At 69.5% G+C, this 16,343-nt stretch carries 15 protein-coding genes, 1 rRNA gene and 1 riboswitch; of the genes, 13 read left to right on the forward strand and 3 right to left on the reverse strand.

Annotated features, from left to right (window positions below; all coding sequences use genetic code 11):
- The 11 genes from rrf to ACFZDE_RS00055 all read left to right on the forward strand — a co-directional run.
- Window positions 1-97, forward strand: a 5S ribosomal RNA gene (gene rrf, locus ACFZDE_RS00005); the annotation flags it as partial.
- 109 nt (window positions 98-206) lie between these two features.
- Window positions 207-815 (forward strand): CDP-alcohol phosphatidyltransferase family protein, encoded by a 609-nt coding sequence (locus tag ACFZDE_RS00010; RefSeq protein WP_185015092.1) that lies wholly within the window; start codon window positions 207-209, stop codon window positions 813-815.
- A gap of 114 nt (window positions 816-929) precedes the next feature.
- The gene (locus ACFZDE_RS00015) at window positions 930-3,425 is read left to right on the forward strand and encodes a sugar phosphate nucleotidyltransferase (protein WP_391195928.1); all 2,496 of its coding nucleotides are present in this window, start codon (window positions 930-932) and stop codon (window positions 3,423-3,425) included.
- A gap of 98 nt (window positions 3,426-3,523) precedes the next feature.
- Window positions 3,524-4,438: a DUF881 domain-containing protein gene (locus ACFZDE_RS00020; RefSeq protein ID WP_390992220.1), complete on the forward strand. Its 915-nt coding sequence runs from the start codon at window positions 3,524-3,526 to the stop codon at window positions 4,436-4,438.
- Window positions 4,435-4,767 (forward strand): small basic family protein, encoded by a 333-nt coding sequence (locus ACFZDE_RS00025; RefSeq protein ID WP_003988855.1) that lies wholly within the window; start codon window positions 4,435-4,437, stop codon window positions 4,765-4,767. The genes ACFZDE_RS00020 and ACFZDE_RS00025 overlap by 4 nt, the downstream gene beginning before the upstream one ends.
- Before the next feature lie 5 nt (window positions 4,768-4,772).
- A complete protein-coding gene (locus ACFZDE_RS00030; RefSeq protein ID WP_391195930.1) occupies window positions 4,773-5,711 on the forward strand; it encodes a DUF881 domain-containing protein in 939 nt (312 codons plus the stop codon).
- A 61-nt stretch (window positions 5,712-5,772) separates the two neighbouring features.
- On the forward strand, window positions 5,773-6,726 hold the full coding sequence (locus ACFZDE_RS00035; protein ID WP_390992215.1) for an FHA domain-containing protein: 954 nt from the start codon (window positions 5,773-5,775) through the stop codon (window positions 6,724-6,726).
- Between the two features lie 53 nt (window positions 6,727-6,779).
- Window positions 6,780-7,517: a MerR family transcriptional regulator gene (locus ACFZDE_RS00040; RefSeq protein WP_391195931.1), complete on the forward strand. Its 738-nt coding sequence runs from the start codon at window positions 6,780-6,782 to the stop codon at window positions 7,515-7,517.
- A gap of 82 nt (window positions 7,518-7,599) precedes the next feature.
- Complete coding sequence (locus tag ACFZDE_RS00045; RefSeq protein WP_026253112.1) at window positions 7,600-8,073, forward strand: bifunctional nuclease family protein; 474 nt, start codon at window positions 7,600-7,602, stop codon at window positions 8,071-8,073.
- 290 nt (window positions 8,074-8,363) lie between these two features.
- A complete protein-coding gene (locus ACFZDE_RS00050) occupies window positions 8,364-9,047 on the forward strand; it encodes a MerR family transcriptional regulator (RefSeq protein WP_390992209.1) in 684 nt (227 codons plus the stop codon).
- A gap of 200 nt (window positions 9,048-9,247) precedes the next feature.
- Entirely contained in the window at window positions 9,248-10,702 is a 1,455-nt protein-coding gene (locus ACFZDE_RS00055) for a DNA polymerase IV (protein WP_391195935.1), read from the forward strand.
- Here the strand turns inward: ACFZDE_RS00055 and ACFZDE_RS00060 are convergent.
- Window positions 10,621-10,995: a PRC-barrel domain-containing protein gene (locus tag ACFZDE_RS00060; protein WP_031104789.1), complete on the reverse strand. Its 375-nt coding sequence runs from the start codon at window positions 10,993-10,995 to the stop codon at window positions 10,621-10,623. The genes ACFZDE_RS00055 and ACFZDE_RS00060 overlap by 82 nt on opposite strands.
- A gap of 113 nt (window positions 10,996-11,108) precedes the next feature.
- Window positions 11,109-11,204, forward strand: a riboswitch (glycine riboswitch).
- A 175-nt stretch (window positions 11,205-11,379) separates the two neighbouring features.
- On the opposite strand from ACFZDE_RS00060, the gene gcvP reads away from it, so the two are divergent.
- Window positions 11,380-14,265, forward strand: coding sequence for an aminomethyl-transferring glycine dehydrogenase (gcvP, locus tag ACFZDE_RS00065; protein WP_391195938.1), 2,886 nt, complete (start codon window positions 11,380-11,382; stop codon window positions 14,263-14,265).
- Window positions 14,266-14,327: 62 nt separating this feature from the next.
- On the opposite strand, the gene ACFZDE_RS00070 is transcribed toward gcvP, so the two are convergent.
- A complete protein-coding gene (locus tag ACFZDE_RS00070; protein WP_391195940.1) occupies window positions 14,328-14,747 on the reverse strand; it encodes a TOBE domain-containing protein in 420 nt (139 codons plus the stop codon).
- A 96-nt stretch (window positions 14,748-14,843) separates the two neighbouring features.
- Entirely contained in the window at window positions 14,844-15,239 is a 396-nt protein-coding gene (locus tag ACFZDE_RS00075; RefSeq protein ID WP_391195943.1) for a TOBE domain-containing protein, read from the reverse strand.
- 127 nt (window positions 15,240-15,366) lie between these two features.
- On the opposite strand from ACFZDE_RS00075, the gene ACFZDE_RS00080 reads away from it, so the two are divergent.
- The gene (locus ACFZDE_RS00080) at window positions 15,367-15,963 is read left to right on the forward strand and encodes a DUF1707 domain-containing protein (RefSeq protein WP_391195945.1); all 597 of its coding nucleotides are present in this window, start codon (window positions 15,367-15,369) and stop codon (window positions 15,961-15,963) included.
- Window positions 15,964-16,343: the final 380 nt, after the last annotated feature.

Consider the following 16,343-nt stretch of genomic DNA (forward strand, 5'->3'; position numbering starts at 1 on the left):
GGAAACGCCCGGTTACATTCCGAACCCGGAAGCTAAGCCTTACAGCGCCGATGGTACTGCAGGGGGGACCCTGTGGGAGAGTAGGACGCCGCCGAACTCCTTTTATAGCTCCGGCTCTTGGGCACATAGCCCAAGAGCCGGAGCTTTTTTGCGTTGAGGTAAGGTCAGGGAGCATCGTTGGCTCGTTTCCCACAGGAGGCCCCCGGGTGGAGGTTCAGGAGACTCGCGTCCAGACGGACCGTGTGCTCACCATCCCGAACATCCTCAGCATGGCCCGCCTCGTCGGCGTGCCCGTCTTCCTGTGGCTGATCCTGCGTCCTGAGTTCGGTGGGCCCAAGAGCGACGGATGGGCACTGCTGGTACTGGCTCTCAGTGGCGTCAGTGACTATCTGGACGGCAAGCTCGCACGGCGCTGGAACCAGATCAGCAGTCTCGGCCGGCTCCTCGACCCCGCGGCCGACCGGCTCTACATTCTCTCGACCCTGGTCGGCCTCACCTGGCGGGAGATTCTGCCCCTCTGGTTGACCGCTGTACTTCTGGCGCGGGAGCTGGTCCTGCTGGTGATGGTGGGCATCCTCCGCCGGCACGGCTATCCGCCGCCCCAGGTGAACTTCCTCGGTAAGGCCGCCACCTTCAACCTGATGTACGCCTTCCCCCTGCTTCTGCTCAGTGACGGAAGCGGTTGGATCTCGTCACTGGCTGCCATTTTCGGATGGGCGTTCGCCGGGTGGGGTACAACCCTGTACTGGTGGGCAGGAGTCCTCTACGTGGTACAAGTCCGCCGCCTGGTCCGTGCGGACGCCATGGCCGATTGAACTCTCGGATGGTCCTGCTGCCGTAGCGGAGCGATGGCCCGTGCTGGATAAGTGAGGGACAATCCTGGCGGGGGAAGTCGGCTAGACCGTCTCTTTGAGGAGGACGCTTCCGACATGAAGGCCGTCGTGATGGCCGGAGGCGAAGGCACACGTCTTCGCCCCATGACCTCAAGCATGCCCAAGCCGCTCCTGCCGGTGGCCAACCGGCCGATCATGGAGCACGTTCTTCGGCTGCTCAAAAGGCATGGGCTCAACGAAACAGTCGTGACTGTCCAGTTCCTGGCTTCGCTCGTCAAGAACTACTTCGGTGACGGCGAAGAGCTCGGTATGGAGCTCACCTATGCCAATGAGGAGAAGCCACTCGGTACCGCCGGAAGCGTCAAGAACGCCGAGGAAGCGCTGAAGGACGATGCCTTCCTCGTCATCTCCGGCGATGCGCTGACGGATTTCGACCTCACCGAGCTCATCGATTTCCACAAGGAGAAGGGCGCGCTGGTCACGGTCTGTCTGACGCGTGTGCCCAATCCGCTGGAATTCGGTATCACGATTGTCGACGAGGAAGGCAAGGTGGAGCGCTTCCTCGAGAAGCCCACCTGGGGCCAGGTCTTCTCCGACACCGTGAACACCGGCATCTACGTGATGGAGCCCGAGGTCTTCGACTACGTCGAGGCCGATGTGCCCGTCGACTGGTCCGGTGACGTCTTCCCGCAGCTGATGAAGGAAGGCAAGCCCATCTACGGCTACATTGCCGAGGGCTACTGGGAGGACGTCGGCACGCACGAAAGCTATGTGAAGGCGCAGGCCGACGTCCTGGAGGGCAAGGTCGACGTCGACATCGACGGGTTCGAGATCTCCCCGGGTGTGTGGGTCGCCGAAGGAGCGGAGGTCCATCCCGACGCCGTTCTCCGAGGACCCGTCTATATCGGTGACTACGCCAAGGTAGAGGCCGGCTCCGAAATTCGCGAGCACACCGTCGTGGGCTCCAACGTGGTCGTCAAGAGCGGCGCGTTTCTGCACAAGGCCGTCGTCCACGACAACGTCTACGTGGGGCCGCACAGCAATCTGCGTGGCTGCGTGGTCGGCAAGAACACCGACATCATGCGTGCGGCGCGGATCGAGGACGGGGCCGTCATCGGTGATGAGTGCCTGATCGGTGAAGAATCGATCGTCCAGGGCAATGTGCGGGTCTACCCGTTCAAGACCATCGAGGCCGGTGCCTTCGTCAATACCTCGGTGATCTGGGAATCCAGGGGACAGGCGCACCTCTTTGGTGCCCGTGGTGTCTCAGGCATCCTGAACGTGGAGATCACTCCCGAACTCGCGGTGCGTCTCGCGGGCGCGTACGCCACGACGCTGAAGAAGGGCTCGACCGTCACCACGGCCCGGGACCACTCGCGTGGTGCCCGTGCGCTGAAGCGGGCGGTGATCTCCGCGCTGCAGGCCAGCGCGATCGACGTGCGGGACCTGGAGAACGTGCCGCTGCCCGTGGCCCGGCAGCAGACCGCGCGGGGCAGCGCGGGCGGCATCATGATCCGTACCACACCCGGGGTGCCGGACTCCGTCGACATCATGTTCTTCGACGGGCAGGGTGCCGACCTCTCGCAGGGCAGCCAGCGAAAGCTGGACCGGGTGTTCGCGCGCCAGGAGTACCGCCGTGCCTTCCCCGGCGAGATCGGCGACCTGCACTTCCCGGCCAGTGTCTTCGACTCGTACACCGGGTCGCTGCTGCGCAACGTCGACACGACCGGGATCGCGGACTCGGGGCTGAAGGTCGTCGTGGACGCGTCCAACGGAAGCGCGGGACTGGTGCTGCCGAGCCTGCTCGGCAAGCTCGGCGTCGACTCGCTGACGATCAACCCCGGTCTCGACGAGTCCAGGCCGACCGAGACGGCCGACATGCGGCGGTCAGGGATGGTGCGGCTCGGGGAGATCGTGGCGTCCTCGGGAGCCGCGTTCGGTGTGCGGTTCGACCCTGTCGGTGAGCGGTTGTCGCTCGTCGACGAGAAGGGGCGGATCATCGAGGACGACCGGGCGCTGCTCGTGATGTTGGACCTCGTCGCCGCCGAGCGGCGCAGTGGCCGGGTCGCGCTGCCGGTGACCACGACCCGGATCGCCGAGCAGGTGGCGGCGTACCACGGGACGCAGGTCGAGTGGACGACCACCTCGCCCGACGACCTCACGCGTGTCGGTGGTGAGGAAGGGACGATCTTCGGCGGTGACGGCAAGGGCGGTTTCATCGTCCCCGAGTTCAGCAGCGTGTACGACGCCACCGCGGCCTTCGTCCGGCTCATCGGGCTGGTGGCGCGGACGCAGCTCACGCTCAGCCAGATCGACGCGCGCATTCCGCGGGCGCACGTCCTGAAGCGCGATCTGGCGACCCCGTGGGCCGTGAAGGGCCTGGTGATGCGGCGGGTCGTCGAAGCGGCCGGAGATCGCTTCGTGGACACCACGGACGGTGTGCGGGTGGTGGAGACCGACGGCCGCTGGGTGATGGTGCTGCCCGACCCGGCCGAGGCCGTCACCCATCTGTGGGCCGAGGGGCCGGACGACGCCTCGGCGCAGGCCCTGCTGGACGAGTGGTCGGCGGTCGTGGACAGCGCCGGCCGGTAGAACGGGCTGCACGCGTGCGTGCCGGACAAGTGTCCCCAACGGGGCCTGTCCGGCACGCCGGTGGGGCCGTTCGGAGGTAGCGCTCGCGACGTGCGACGATGTGCGGCATGCCGCAGCAACCCCCCATTCGGAGCACACCCACGCGGCCCCGGCGTCCGGATGCGTCCATGTCGTTGCTCACCAACGTCATGGACCACAGCCTCGACGACGGATACGCCGAGGCCGCCGAGCGCAAGAAGGCCGCGGGTGACAGCGGCATGCCGAAGACGCTCAGGGCGAAGCTGGGGCTCGCCGCCGGACTGGTGCTCGCGGCCCTGGTCGTGACCGTCGGAGCTGCGCAGGCGCGGGTTGCCGCCCCGGTCGTGGCCAAGGAACGGGAAGAGCTGGTCGACCGCATCGACCGGGAGACCGAGGCGGCGGACAAGCTGGAGGACTCCGTCGACGAGCTGCGCGAGGACGTGAGCGCGCGGCAGCGCGAGGCACTGAAGCACAGCGGTGGCAGCACGGAGTCCGATCTTGTGGGCCTCCTGTCCGGGGCGGTCGCGGTGCACGGCCCCGGTGTGAAGCTCGTGGTGAACGACGCCAAGGAAGCGGCCTCGGGCGGCGACGCCGACCCGCGTGAGACCTCCGGCTTCTCCGATACCGGCCGGGTGCGTGACCGGGACATGCAGCGCGTGGTCAACGGGTTGTGGGAGTCGGGCGCCGAGGCCGTCTCGATCAACGGGCAGCGGCTGACGGCACTGTCCGCGATCAGGGCGGCGGGGGACGCCATACTGGTCGACAACAAGCCGCTGGTGCCGCCGTACACGGTGCTGGCGGTGGGGGACGGGCAGCGGCTGAGCACGCGGTTCCAGAACAGCGCGGACGGGTTGTATCTGAACGCGCTGCAGGAGAGCTACGGCATCAGGACAGGCATCTCCGTGGAGGACGACCTCCGGCTGCCTGCCGCACCGAGTGTGACCGTACGTACAGCACAGCCGAGCACTGAGAAGAGCGAGAAGGGCACATCGTGATCGCCGTACTGGGCCTCGTCGTGGGAGTCGTGGCCGGCCTGTTGGTCCGGCCTGAGGTTCCGGCGGTGGTCGAGCCTTATCTGCCGATCGCCGTCGTGGCGGCGCTCGACGCCGTGTTCGGCGGTCTGCGGGCCATGCTCGACGGCATCTTCGACGACAAGGTCTTCGTGGTGTCGTTCCTGTCCAACGTGGTCGTGGCCGCGTTGATCGTGTTCCTCGGCGACAAGCTGGGAGTGGGCGCCCAGCTGTCCACCGGTGTGGTGGTCGTCCTCGGCATCCGGATCTTCTCCAACGCCGCGGCGATCCGCCGCCACGTGTTCCGGGCGTGAGGCCGATGAGCGACCACGACGAGAAGCCGGACAAGCCCGCCGAGGAGCGGGGCGCCGCCCGCGACGACAGCGCCGGGGCCGGGAACGGACTGCGCAAGGAACTGCCTCAGGAGGTCCCCGCGCAGGCGCACGCCGCCGAGGAGACTCCCGGGGAGCCGGAGCGCAGGCAGAGGGCGGAACCGCGGCAGGCGGCGGAACCGAAGGCGGAGCCCGAGCCGCGGCTGACCGGGCGGCAGCGGCTGGTGCAGGGCGTGTGGCCGCCGCGGGTCACCCGGGCACAACTCATCGTCGCGGTGCTGCTGTTCGGCCTCGGATTCGGCCTGGCCGTGCAGGTGGCCTCGAACAGTGACACCGACAGCGAGCTGCGTGGCGCACGTCAGGAAGATCTTGTTCGCATCCTCGATGAACTGGATGACCGTACTCAACGTCTTGAGGACGAGAAGCAGGGTCTCGAGAAGCAGCGCGACGAGCTGGAGAACAGCTCTGACCAGGCCGAGGAGGCCCGGAAGCAGACGATCGAGAAGGAGAGGCAACTCGGCATCCTCGCGGGCACGGTGGCCGCGCAGGGGCCCGGCATCACCATGACGATCCAGGACACGAAGGGGACGGTTGAGGCGGACATGCTGCTCGACGCGATCCAGGAGCTGCGCGCGGCGGGTGCGGAGGCGATCCAGGTCAACGGCGTGCGGGTGGTCGCGAGCACGTATCTCACGGACTCGGGCAAGGGCGTGGGCGTCGACGGGAACAAGATCAACGCTCCCTATCGTTTCAAGGTCATCGGCAAGTCGCAGGACCTCGAGCCGGCGCTCAACATCCCCGGAGGTGTGGTGCAGACTCTCGAGAAGGAACAGGCCACCGTCACGATCGAGCGGTCCACCGACATCGTCGTGGACGCCTTGCGAGCAGCGAAGCGGCCTGACTACGCTCGGTCGTCCTCGCAGTGAACCGGGGGTGCATGGGCGGCGTTCGGCGAGGGCATGAGGTTGCGGGGGGTCGGCGCACCGAATGGGCGGTGCGTGGTGGAAACTGTCTGGTGCAGACGGACGTTGTCAGGATGTCCGGGTCGGCCAGAGTGTTCAGTCAGGGTTCGTCCTGCCCCACGGGCGGGTCTGTTTCGGTCAAGGGGAATCGCCCGTGAAGTTGTTTGCGAAGTTGTTCGGCAAGAGCGCGCGAGAAGGCAGCGACAATGCGACCGCTCGCCATCGCGCACAGCCTGACGCGGAGGGCCAGCGGCCGCTGTTCCGGGACCAGGTCGGCGGCCCGGGCGGCGATGTTTCCGGTGGTCAGGGCGCGCCGTCGGTTGACCCTGCGCAGCCCGGCGGCATAGGTTTCGGGCAACCGTCAACCTCAGGTGCGGGTGGTGGGTTTTCCGACCCGTATGCGTCCAACGCCCCCGGTGGGCAGCCGCGGCAGGAGGATCCGATGTCGGCCCTGGTGTGTACGAGGTGCGGTAACCGCAATGCGGAGAACAGCCGCTTCTGCTCCAACTGCGGCGCGCCGCTGAGGGCGGGGGCGACGCCGGAGCGTCCGTCCGAGACGACCTCCACGATCTCCATCTCCGGTCTCGAGGCCTACGACAGCGAGACCACCGGCCAGACGCAGATGCCGACGCTGTCGCCCGAGGCGCAGGCCGCCGTCGACGCGCTGCCGCTGGGCTCCGCGCTCCTGGTCGTGCGCCGCGGGCCGAACTCGGGCAGCCGCTTCCTGCTGGACGGCGATCTGACCACGGCCGGCCGGCATCCGCAGAGCGACATCTTCCTGGACGACGTGACGGTGTCCCGGCGGCACGTGGAGTTCCGTCGTGGTCAGGACGGTTCGTTCACCGTGGCCGACGTGGGCAGCCTGAACGGCACCTATGTGAACCGGGAGCGGATCGACCAGGTCGCCCTGAACAACGGCGACGAGGTGCAGATCGGCAAGTACCGGCTGGTCTTCTACGCCAGCCAGCGCGGCTACTGACCGGGCTCGGTCCGGACAGGCCTCGGCAAAGGTCCATCCGTCAGGGAAGGTCCATGCTTCAAACACCGAGCGGCGGTGCCGGTCACGGCACCGCCGCCACGGACAGTGGGCTGATGAGCATCGGCACGGTGCTGAACGTGCTGCGCGACGAGTTTCCCGAAGTGACCATCTCCAAGATCCGTTTCCTGGAGTCGGAAGGGCTCATCGAGCCGCAGCGGACCCCGTCGGGGTATCGCAAGTTCAGTGCCCATGACGTAGAGCGCCTGGGCCATGTCCTGAGGATGCAGCGGGACCACTATCTGCCCCTGAAGGTGATCCGGGAGCAGCTGGAGGCTATGGAGCGCGGTGAGGCCGTGCAGCTGCCGGTCGTGGGGCGGCAACGGGACGGCGCGTCGGTTTCGGAGCTGCCCGAGGGACCCACGGCGGCCAGGATCGGGCGCGACGAGCTGCTCGCCGCCGTCGGCGTCGACGAGCAGGAGCTCAAGGAGTGGGAGTCCTACGGCCTCCTCACTCCACTGGAGGACGGGGCGTACGACGCCGAGGCGGTGACCGTCGCCCTGCTCGTCGTGGAACTCGGCCGGTTCGGCATCGAGCCGCGCCACCTGCGGGCCATGAAGGCCGCCGCGGAGCGGGAGGCCGGTCTCGTGGACCAGGTGGTGGCCCCGCTCAGGCGGCACCGCAACCCGCAGACCAGGGCTCATGCCGAGGCGCGCACCAAGGAGCTGGCGGGGCTCACGGTGAAGCTGCACGCCGCGCTGGTGCAGACGGCGCTCGGGGTACGGCTGCCCTGAGGGGCAGGCCGCCGGGGCCGGATCGGGCGCCTGATCCCGGCCCGACTACCCAAACGTCCCGAGCACGGCCTAGGGTTGCTGTGTGAACGAGCTCGATGTCGTAGGTGTCCGGGTCGAAATGCCCTCCAACCAACCGATCGTGCTGCTGCGTGAAGTGGGAGGCGACCGCTACCTCCCCATCTGGATCGGACCGGGGGAGGCGACGGCGATCGCCTTCGCCCAGCAGGGGATGGCTCCCGCGCGGCCGCTGACACACGACCTGTTCAAGGACGTGCTGGAAGCCGTCGGCCAGGAGCTCACGGAAGTGCGCATCACGGACCTGCGTGAGGGCGTCTTCTACGCGGAGCTGGTCTTCGCCAGCGGCGTCGAGGTGAGCGCCCGCCCGTCCGACGCCATAGCGCTCGCGCTGCGCACCGGGACGCCCATCTACGGCAGTGACACGGTGCTCGACGACGCCGGAATCGCGATCCCGGACGAGCAGGAGGACGAGGTGGAGAAGTTCCGCGAGTTCCTCGACCAGATCTCTCCGGAGGACTTCGGCACCAGCAGTCAGTGAGCTCCCCGGGGGAGCGGTCGGAACAGTCGTGTGGGCGGCCCGGCGGACGATGTGGTCCGTGTCGGGGCCGCCCGACTGTGTGTGAGGGACGAAATGCCCGCATGTGCCGGTGGCGTATGAGAGCGTCGTACCGGCTCGTGCCGGACACATTCGGCTAGCCTTTCCCCGCGGTGGGGCACGGGAAACCACTCTCAGGGTGATTATCACTCGGCGTGGCGAGTGTGGCGATCGTTGACGCACCCCTGGTGACTGCCTACCGTCGAGAAGGCAGGTCAAGGACGGAGGTCGGCGTGAGAAGCAGCGGCGACGGTACGGCTGGGGGCGGGCCCGAGCGCAGTCTCAGGGCGAGCGGTCCGTACCCTCCCCCCAGCTCACGGCCCTTCGCGGGCGGGGGACGCCCCCAGCCCGGTGGTGCGGCCGATCATGCTCCGCAGCGACCGACAGCGGTGCCGAGCAGCGGGGGGACGACGTCCATGGCGTCCGAGCAGATCGGTTATCGCGGCCCCACGGCCTGCGCCGCCGCCGGTATCACCTACCGGCAGTTGGACTACTGGGCCCGCACGGGGCTCGTCGAGCCGAGCGTGCGCCCCGCCTACGGGTCGGGGACGCAGCGGCTGTACAGCTTCCGGGACGTCGTCGTCCTGAAGATCGTCAAGCGGTTCCTCGACACCGGGGTGTCGCTGCAGAACATCCGCACGGCCGTCCAGCACCTCAGGGAACGCGGTTTCAGTGATCTGGAGCGCATGACGCTGATGAGCGACGGCGCGACGGTGTACGAGTGCACCTCGCCCGATGAGGTCCATGCCCTGCTCCAGGGCGGCCAGGGGGTGTTCGGGATCGCCGTGGGCGTGGTGTGGCGCGATGTCGAGAGTGCCCTGTCCCAGCTGCACGGTGAGCGCATCGACACCGGCGAGACGCTGGTGGGGCCCAACCCGGCGGACGAGCTGGCCCGTCGGCGGAACCGGGCCGTCTGAGCCGTTCGGGCGGCGGGGATGGGTGCGGACGCAGGAGAAGGGACGTTTCCGCGCCCGGGTGCAAGCGGTTTCCCCTGGGGCGCTACGGGACTCCGCAGCGGATGCCGGTGGGGCGCCTAGAGATGCTCCAGAGCCTCCAGACGGGGCCTTCGGGGCTGCCGCGCGGGGCGTTGTCAGTGGCGTAGGGCAGCATCGGAGTTGTGAGAACCGCGCCCACGATCCTCCATCTCGACATGGATGCCTTCTACGCTTCGGTGGAGCAGGCGTCCAAGCCGAGTCTGCGCGGGAAGGCCGTGGTCGTGGGCGGGCTCGGGCCGCGCGGTGTGGTGGCGACCGCGTCGTACGAGGCGCGGGTGTTCGGGGTGCATTCGGCGATGCCCATGGGACAGGCCCGGCGGCTCGCGCCCAACGCGGCGTATCTCGTGCCGCGCTTCACGCTCTACAAGCAGATCAGCGAGCGGGTGATGGAGCTGCTGCGTGCGCTGTCGCCGCTGGTGGAGCCGCTGAGTCTGGATGAGGCGTTCGTGGACCTGGAGGCCGGGGGAGTGGCCTGGGACGAGCCGTCGGCGCGGCTGGCCGGGGTCAAGCTGCGCGCGGACATACGGGCCGTCACGGGGCTCACGGGGTCGGTGGGGCTCGCCGCCTCCAAGATGCTCGCGAAGATCGCCTCGGAGGAGGCCAAGCCCGACGGGCTGGTGGTCATCGAGCCGGGCACCGAGCGGGCGATGCTCGGGCCGATGCCGGTGCGGACCCTGCCCGGGGTGGGGCCGGCGACGGGGGACCATCTGAGACGGGCCGGGATCACCACGGTCGAGGAGATCGTCGAGGCGGGTGAGGACGAGCTGGTCCGGCTGCTGGGGAAGGCGCACGGGCACGGTCTGTACGCCATGGCGCTGGCGCGCGACGACCGGCCGGTGGTGGCGGAGCGCGAGACGAAATCGGTGTCGGTCGAGGACACCTACGACGTCGACATCCATGACCGGACACGGGTCGGGCTGGAGGTGCAGCGGCTCGCCGAGCGGTGTGTGCGCAGGCTGCGCGGTGCCGGGCTGTCGGGGCGGACGATCATCTTGAAGGTGCGGCGTTACGACTTCTCGACGCTGACCCGGTCCGAGACGCTGCGCGGGCCCACGGACGATCCCGCGGTGATCCGCGAGGCGGCGGCCAGACTGCTGGACTCGGTCGACACGACCGGTGGGGTGCGGCTCCTGGGGGTGGGGGTCAGCGGCCTCGCCGACTACACCCAGGAGGACCTCTTCGCCCAGGCGGCGGGGGAGCGGGAGGTCGCTGAGGTGCCGGTCGAGGAGCGCACCGTGGCGGCGCCCGAGGAGCAGCCGTCGCTCGCCGAGCGGCGGTGGCCCGCCGGGCATGACGTGCGGCACGCGGAGTTCGGCCACGGGTGGGTGCAGGGCAGTGGCCTGGGGCGGGTCACCGTACGGTTCGAGACACCCGACTCCGAGCCCGGGCGGGTGCGGACGTTCCGGGTGGACGATCCGGACCTGGAGGCGGCGGATCCGTTGCCATTGGTGTTACGGGGGCCGGACGGGGGAGACGGTGGGCCCGGGGCGGTGTCTCAGGCCGTCTCGTCGGTGCCCGCGAGCTTGCCGAAATCATGGTCCGGCAGCGGAGGCGGGGCGGCGACGTCGAGACCGTAGTGGTGGTAGAGCTGCAGTTCCTGCTCGGGGGAGAGGTGGCGGCCGACGCCGAAGTCGGGGGCGTCCTTGATCAGGGCGCGCTCGAAGGGGACGTGGAGGGCGCCCTCGATCAGTTCGCTGGGCTCCAGGGGGACGAAGGCGTCCCTGCTGAACAGGCCGGTCCGTATGGCCGCCCACTCCGGTTCGCCGGTGGCGTCGTCCAGGTAGACCTCGTCGATCGTGCCGATCCTGGTCCCGTTGCGGTCGAACGCCTTGCGGCCGATCAGGTTGCGCGGATCGATATCGGTTCGCACGGGCCCTCCACATGGTCGCACCTCATCCGTAAACACTACAAAACGGTACAAGCGGGGATGCGGCCACTCGAAGGTTCGTGCGTTGACCTCGCTGGTACGCTGGCAGCGGCTGTTGACCCCGCGCGGGAGAGTCCTCCAGACGTCATCGGAGGCGCCGAAGGAGCAAATCCTCCCCGGAATCTCTCAGGCTCACGTACCGCGCGGACGAGGTCACTCTGGAAAGCAGGGCGGGTGTCGACGGCTTCCGCTCTCACCGACGGTGAAAGCCGGAGGCCTTCGGGCGATCCGGTGAAGCTCTCAGGTTGAGATGACAGAGGGGGAGGCCGTCCGGGTACCCGTGCCGTGGTGCCCCTCGAAGGTCGTGACGACCAGGAGGCCTCCGTAATGACCGCCCACCGCATGCCGCTCTCCGAGCTCGAAGAGGCAGTCCCCTTCGAGCAGCGCCACATCGGCCCCGACCACGAGGCCTGCGCCAAGATGCTCGCCCACGTCGGCTACGGCTCGCTCGACGAGCTCACGGCCCGCGCGGTCCCGGCCGTGATCAAGAGCGCCGAGGCACTGGATCTCCCGGGCGCCCGCAGCGAGGCCGAGGTGATCGCAGAGCTCCGCTCCCTCGCCGACCGCAACCAGGTCCTCGGCTCCATGATCGGCCTCGGCTACTACGGAACCTTCACGCCGCCGGTCATCATGCGCAACGTCATGGAGAACCCGTCCTGGTACACGGCCTACACGCCGTACCAGCCGGAGATCTCGCAGGGCCGGCTGGAGGCGCTGCTGAACTTCCAGACCATGGTCGCCGACCTGACCGGACTGCCGACCTCGGGCGCCTCCCTGCTCGACGAGGGCACCGCGGCCGCCGAGGCCATGGCGCTGTCACGGCGCCTGGGCAAGAACAAGAAGGGCCTGTTCCTGGTCGACGCGGACACGCTGCCGCAGACCATCGCCGTGATCCAGACCCGCGCCGAGCCGACCGGTGTCGAGGTCGTCGTCGCCGACCTCAGCGAGGGCATCCCCGCCGAGATCGCCGAGCGCGAGATCAACGGCGTGCTGCTCCAGTACCCGGGCGCCTCCGGTGCCGTACGGGACATCAAGCCGGTCATCGACCGGGCGCACGAACTCGGGGCGCTCGTCACCGTCGCCGCCGACCTGCTCGCGCTGACGCTGCTGAAGTCGCCCGGTGAGCTCGGCGCGGACATCGCCGTCGGCACGACGCAGCGCTTCGGCGTCCCCATGGGCTTCGGCGGACCGCACGCCGGCTACATGGCGGTCCAGGACAAGATGGCGCGCAGCCTGCCCGGGCGGCTGGTCGGCGTGTCCGTGGACGCCGACGGCAACAAGGCCTACCGGCTGGCGCTGCAGACACGCGAGCAGCACATCCGCCGTGAGAAGGCCACCAGCAACATCTGCACCGCGCAGGTGCTGCTCGCCGTGATGGCCGGCATGTACGCCGTCTACCACGGCCCGGAGGGCCTGAAGGGCATCGCGCGGCGCACCCACCGCTACGCCACGGTGCTGGCCGCCGGGCTCACGGCCGGCGGCGTCGAGGTCGTGCACGGGGCGTACTTCGACACCCTGACCGCGCGGGTCGAGGGCCGGGCCGCCGAGGTCGTGGCCGCCGCCCGCGAGAACGGGGTCAACCTGCGGCACATCGACGCCGATCACGTCTCCATCGCCTGCGACGAGACCACCACGCGCGCCCAGCTGCGCGCCGTATGGGCCGCCTTCGGTGTCGAAGGTGTCGTCGAGGCACTGGACGCGGCGACCGAGGACGGGCTTCCGGCCGCGCTGCTGCGGACCGACGACTACCTGACGCACCCCGTCTTCCACCAGCACCGCTCCGAGACCGCCATGCTGCGCTACCTGCGCAAGCTGGCCGACCGCGACTACGCGCTCGACCGGGGCATGATCCCGCTGGGCTCCTGCACCATGAAGCTCAACGCGACCACCGAGATGGAGCCGGTCACCTGGCCCGAGTTCGGGCAGCTGCACCCCTTCGCGCCCGCCGAGCAGGCCGCCGGCTACCTCACCCTCATCCACGAGCTGGAGGACCGGCTCGCCGAGGTGACCGGCTACGACAAGGTCTCCCTCCAGCCGAACGCGGGGTCGCAGGGCGAGCTGGCCGGTCTGCTCGCCGTCCGCGGGTACCACCGGGCCAACGGGGACGAGCAGCGCACCGTCTGCCTGATCCCGTCGTCCGCGCACGGCACCAACGCCGCCAGCGCGGTGATGGCCGGCATGAAGGTCGTCGTCGTGAAGACCGCCGAGGACGGCGAGATCGACGTCGAGGACCTGCGGGCCAAGATCGAGCAGTACCGCGACCAGCTGGCCGTGCTCATGATCACGTACCCGTCCACGCACGGAGTGTTCGAGGAGCACGTCGCCGACATCTGCGCGCAGGTGCACGAGGCGGGCGGGCAGGTCTACGTCGACGGGGCCAACCTCAACGCGCTCGTCGGGCTCGCCAAGCCGGGGCACTTCGGCGGCGACGTCTCGCACCTGAACCTGCACAAGACCTTCTGCATCCCGCACGGCGGCGGCGGTCCCGGCGTCGGCCCGGTCGCGGTGCGCGAGCACCTCGCCCCCTACCTGCCGAACCACCCGCTGCAGCCCGAGGCCGGCCCGAAGACGGGCGTCGGCCCCATCTCGGCGGCCCCCTGGGGCTCCGCCGGCATCCTGCCCATCTCGTGGTCGTACGTCCGGCTCATGGGCGGCGAGGGGCTGAAGCGGGCCACGCAGGTGGCCGTGCTGAGCGCCAATTACATCGCCAAGCGGCTGGAGCCGCACTACCCGGTGCTCTACACCGGCCCCGGCGGGCTCGTCGCGCACGAGTGCATCATCGACCTGCGGCCGCTGACCAAGGCGACCGGTGTGAGCGTCGACGACGTCGCCAAGCGGCTGATCGACTACGGCTTCCACGCGCCGACCATGTCGTTCCCGGTCGCCGGGACGCTGATGATCGAGCCGACCGAGTCGGAGGACCTGGCGGAGCTGGACCGCTTCTGCGAGGCGATGATCGCCATCCGCGCGGAGATCGAGAAGGTCGGCTCCGGCGAGTGGCCCGCGGACGACAACCCGCTGCACGGCGCCCCGCACACCGCCGGCGCGCTCGCCGGGGAGTGGGAGCACGCCTACAGCCGTGAGGAGGCCGTCTTCCCGGCCGGAGTGTCGACCGCGGACAAGTACTGGCCTCCGGTGCGCCGCATCGACCAGGCCTTCGGCGACCGGAACCTCGTCTGCTCCTGCCCGCCGCTGGACGCGTACGAGGACTGACGGCCGGCCGGTCACAGGGAGGGGCTCCGCGGTGCGGGGCCCCTCTCGCTGTTTCCGGCGCGTCACGCGGTGGCGAGTGACACCTCGGTCGCCTTGATCAGGGCCACGACGGGGATCCCGGGTGACAGGGCCAGGTCGTCCGCCGCGTCCCTGGTGATCGCGGCGGTCAGTTCGCCACCCGCGACCGCGACGCGGACCGACGCCATCGCGTCGCCGGCCGCGATGTCGGTGACCGTGCCGGGGAGCTGGTTGCGGATCGACAGGCCCTCGATCGGCGCCGTGGCCAGGGAGACCTCCGTCGACTTCATCAAGGCCCGCACGGGGGCGCCCGGGGCGAGACGGAGTTCTTGCACGGCCTCGTGGGTGATCGCCGCGGTGAGGTCCTGGCCGCCGGTGAGGCGGACCCTGACCGTCGCCATGGCCTCGCCCGGCGTGACGGCGCTGACGGTGCCCGGGAGCTGGTTGCGGATGCTCAGGCTCATGGCTGCACGGTAGACCGGCGGGGACGCGGTGCCGGGTAGGTGCGTGTCCGCGTCGCCCTGTGATGGGGCCACGCTCCCGCTGTCCCACGAGGGACTTCAGATGCGGTCGATATGGACGTTTGTCGACTTCACTCGGGCCGTCGCCTCCATGCCGACCTCCAGGCCCAGTTCCTCCACCGCCTCGCGGGTGAGCAGCGAGACGAGCCGGTGCGGGCCCGCCTGGATCTCGACCTGGGCGGCGACGTCGCCGAGTTTGATCGCGGTGACGATGCCGGGGAAGGCGTTGCGGGCCGACGTGTACGGGGTGTCCTCCTCGACGGTGCCGGACCGTGCGAGTTCGACCGAGAAGGCGGCCAGGTCACGCCCGTCGACGAGCCGTCGCCCGGCCTCGTCGCGGTGGGTCGTGATGCGGCCCGCGTCCGCCCAGCGGCGGGCGGTGTCCGGGCTCACGCCGAGCAGCCGTGCTGCCTGGCCGATCGTGTAGGACTGCATGCCGGTCACGATAGGGGCGGGGCGGGGGAACACCGGATGCGGGGTTGGCCGTTGGGTATGACGCGATATAGCGTTAGTGGTCGAGTGGGCGGGCCGGGCGGTGGGTCCGGGGGATCGGGGTGGAGTGATGGTGGCCGAGATCGCGCGGACCGGAGGATCGCCCGAGGTGAGGGCGTCGTACGCGGACCGGGACCGGGTCGTGGACGTGCTGCGCGTCGCCGCGGGTGAGGGGCGGCTCACCCTGGAGGAACTGGAAGAGCGTCTGGAGGCGGCGCTGTCCGCCCGCACGGTGGGGGAGCTGGCCGTGCTGACGGCGGATCTGCCCGCGGTCGCCGGTCAGGGGTCAGCCGAAGCCGAGGACGTCGTCCGGATCCGGCAGGAGGGGGCCTCGACCCGCCGGGGGGACGGCTGGGTGGTGCCGCGGCGGCTGGAGATCCGTTCGGCGTGGGGCGAGGTGACTCTCGACTTCACCGACGCGGTGATCACCCACGACACCCTGGACGTCGATCTGGATCTACGGGCAGGCGCCCTGAGGCTGCTGACCCGGCCGGGCGTCGTCGTCGACACCGGCGGACTGGCGCTGAACTACTCCGAGGTCAAGGCCCGCCGACCCGCCGACGCTCCCGTCCTGCTGCGCATACGGATCACGGGCGAGGTCCAGTACGGGCAGGTCGTGGTGCGGCCGCCGCGACGGGGGTTCGGCAGGAAGGGCGCGACGGCCTGACTCGGCGCACCTGCACCCTCGGTCGCCGCTCGCGGTCCGGATCCGCCTCGCACGGAACGTACTGCGGCCGGTCGCGTCATGGACGTGCGGCAGCAGCGCGGCCAGCGCGTGATGATCAGCGCAGCCGAGGTGAGCGGCTTCTTCGTGCCGTGCACGCGCCGGCCGGAAACGAGCGCCGGTTCCGGGAAGACGGGCAGGGCGACGCCGAGGTGGTGCCCGTCGACGTACTTCCGATGTGCGGCCCAGCGTGATTTCCGGCCATCCAGGGACGGGCCGATGAGCGTAAGCAGAGTGTGACGCAGTGGCCCGCGACTGTGGGGGTTGAGCGCGTCAATCTTCCGTCATGGCTGGTCGGCCGGGCGGACTCCAGGCATGAAAGC

It is taken from the genome of Streptomyces sp. NPDC007929, from assembly GCF_042959065.1.
In the GTDB taxonomy this organism is placed as follows: domain Bacteria; phylum Actinomycetota; class Actinomycetes; order Streptomycetales; family Streptomycetaceae; genus Streptomyces.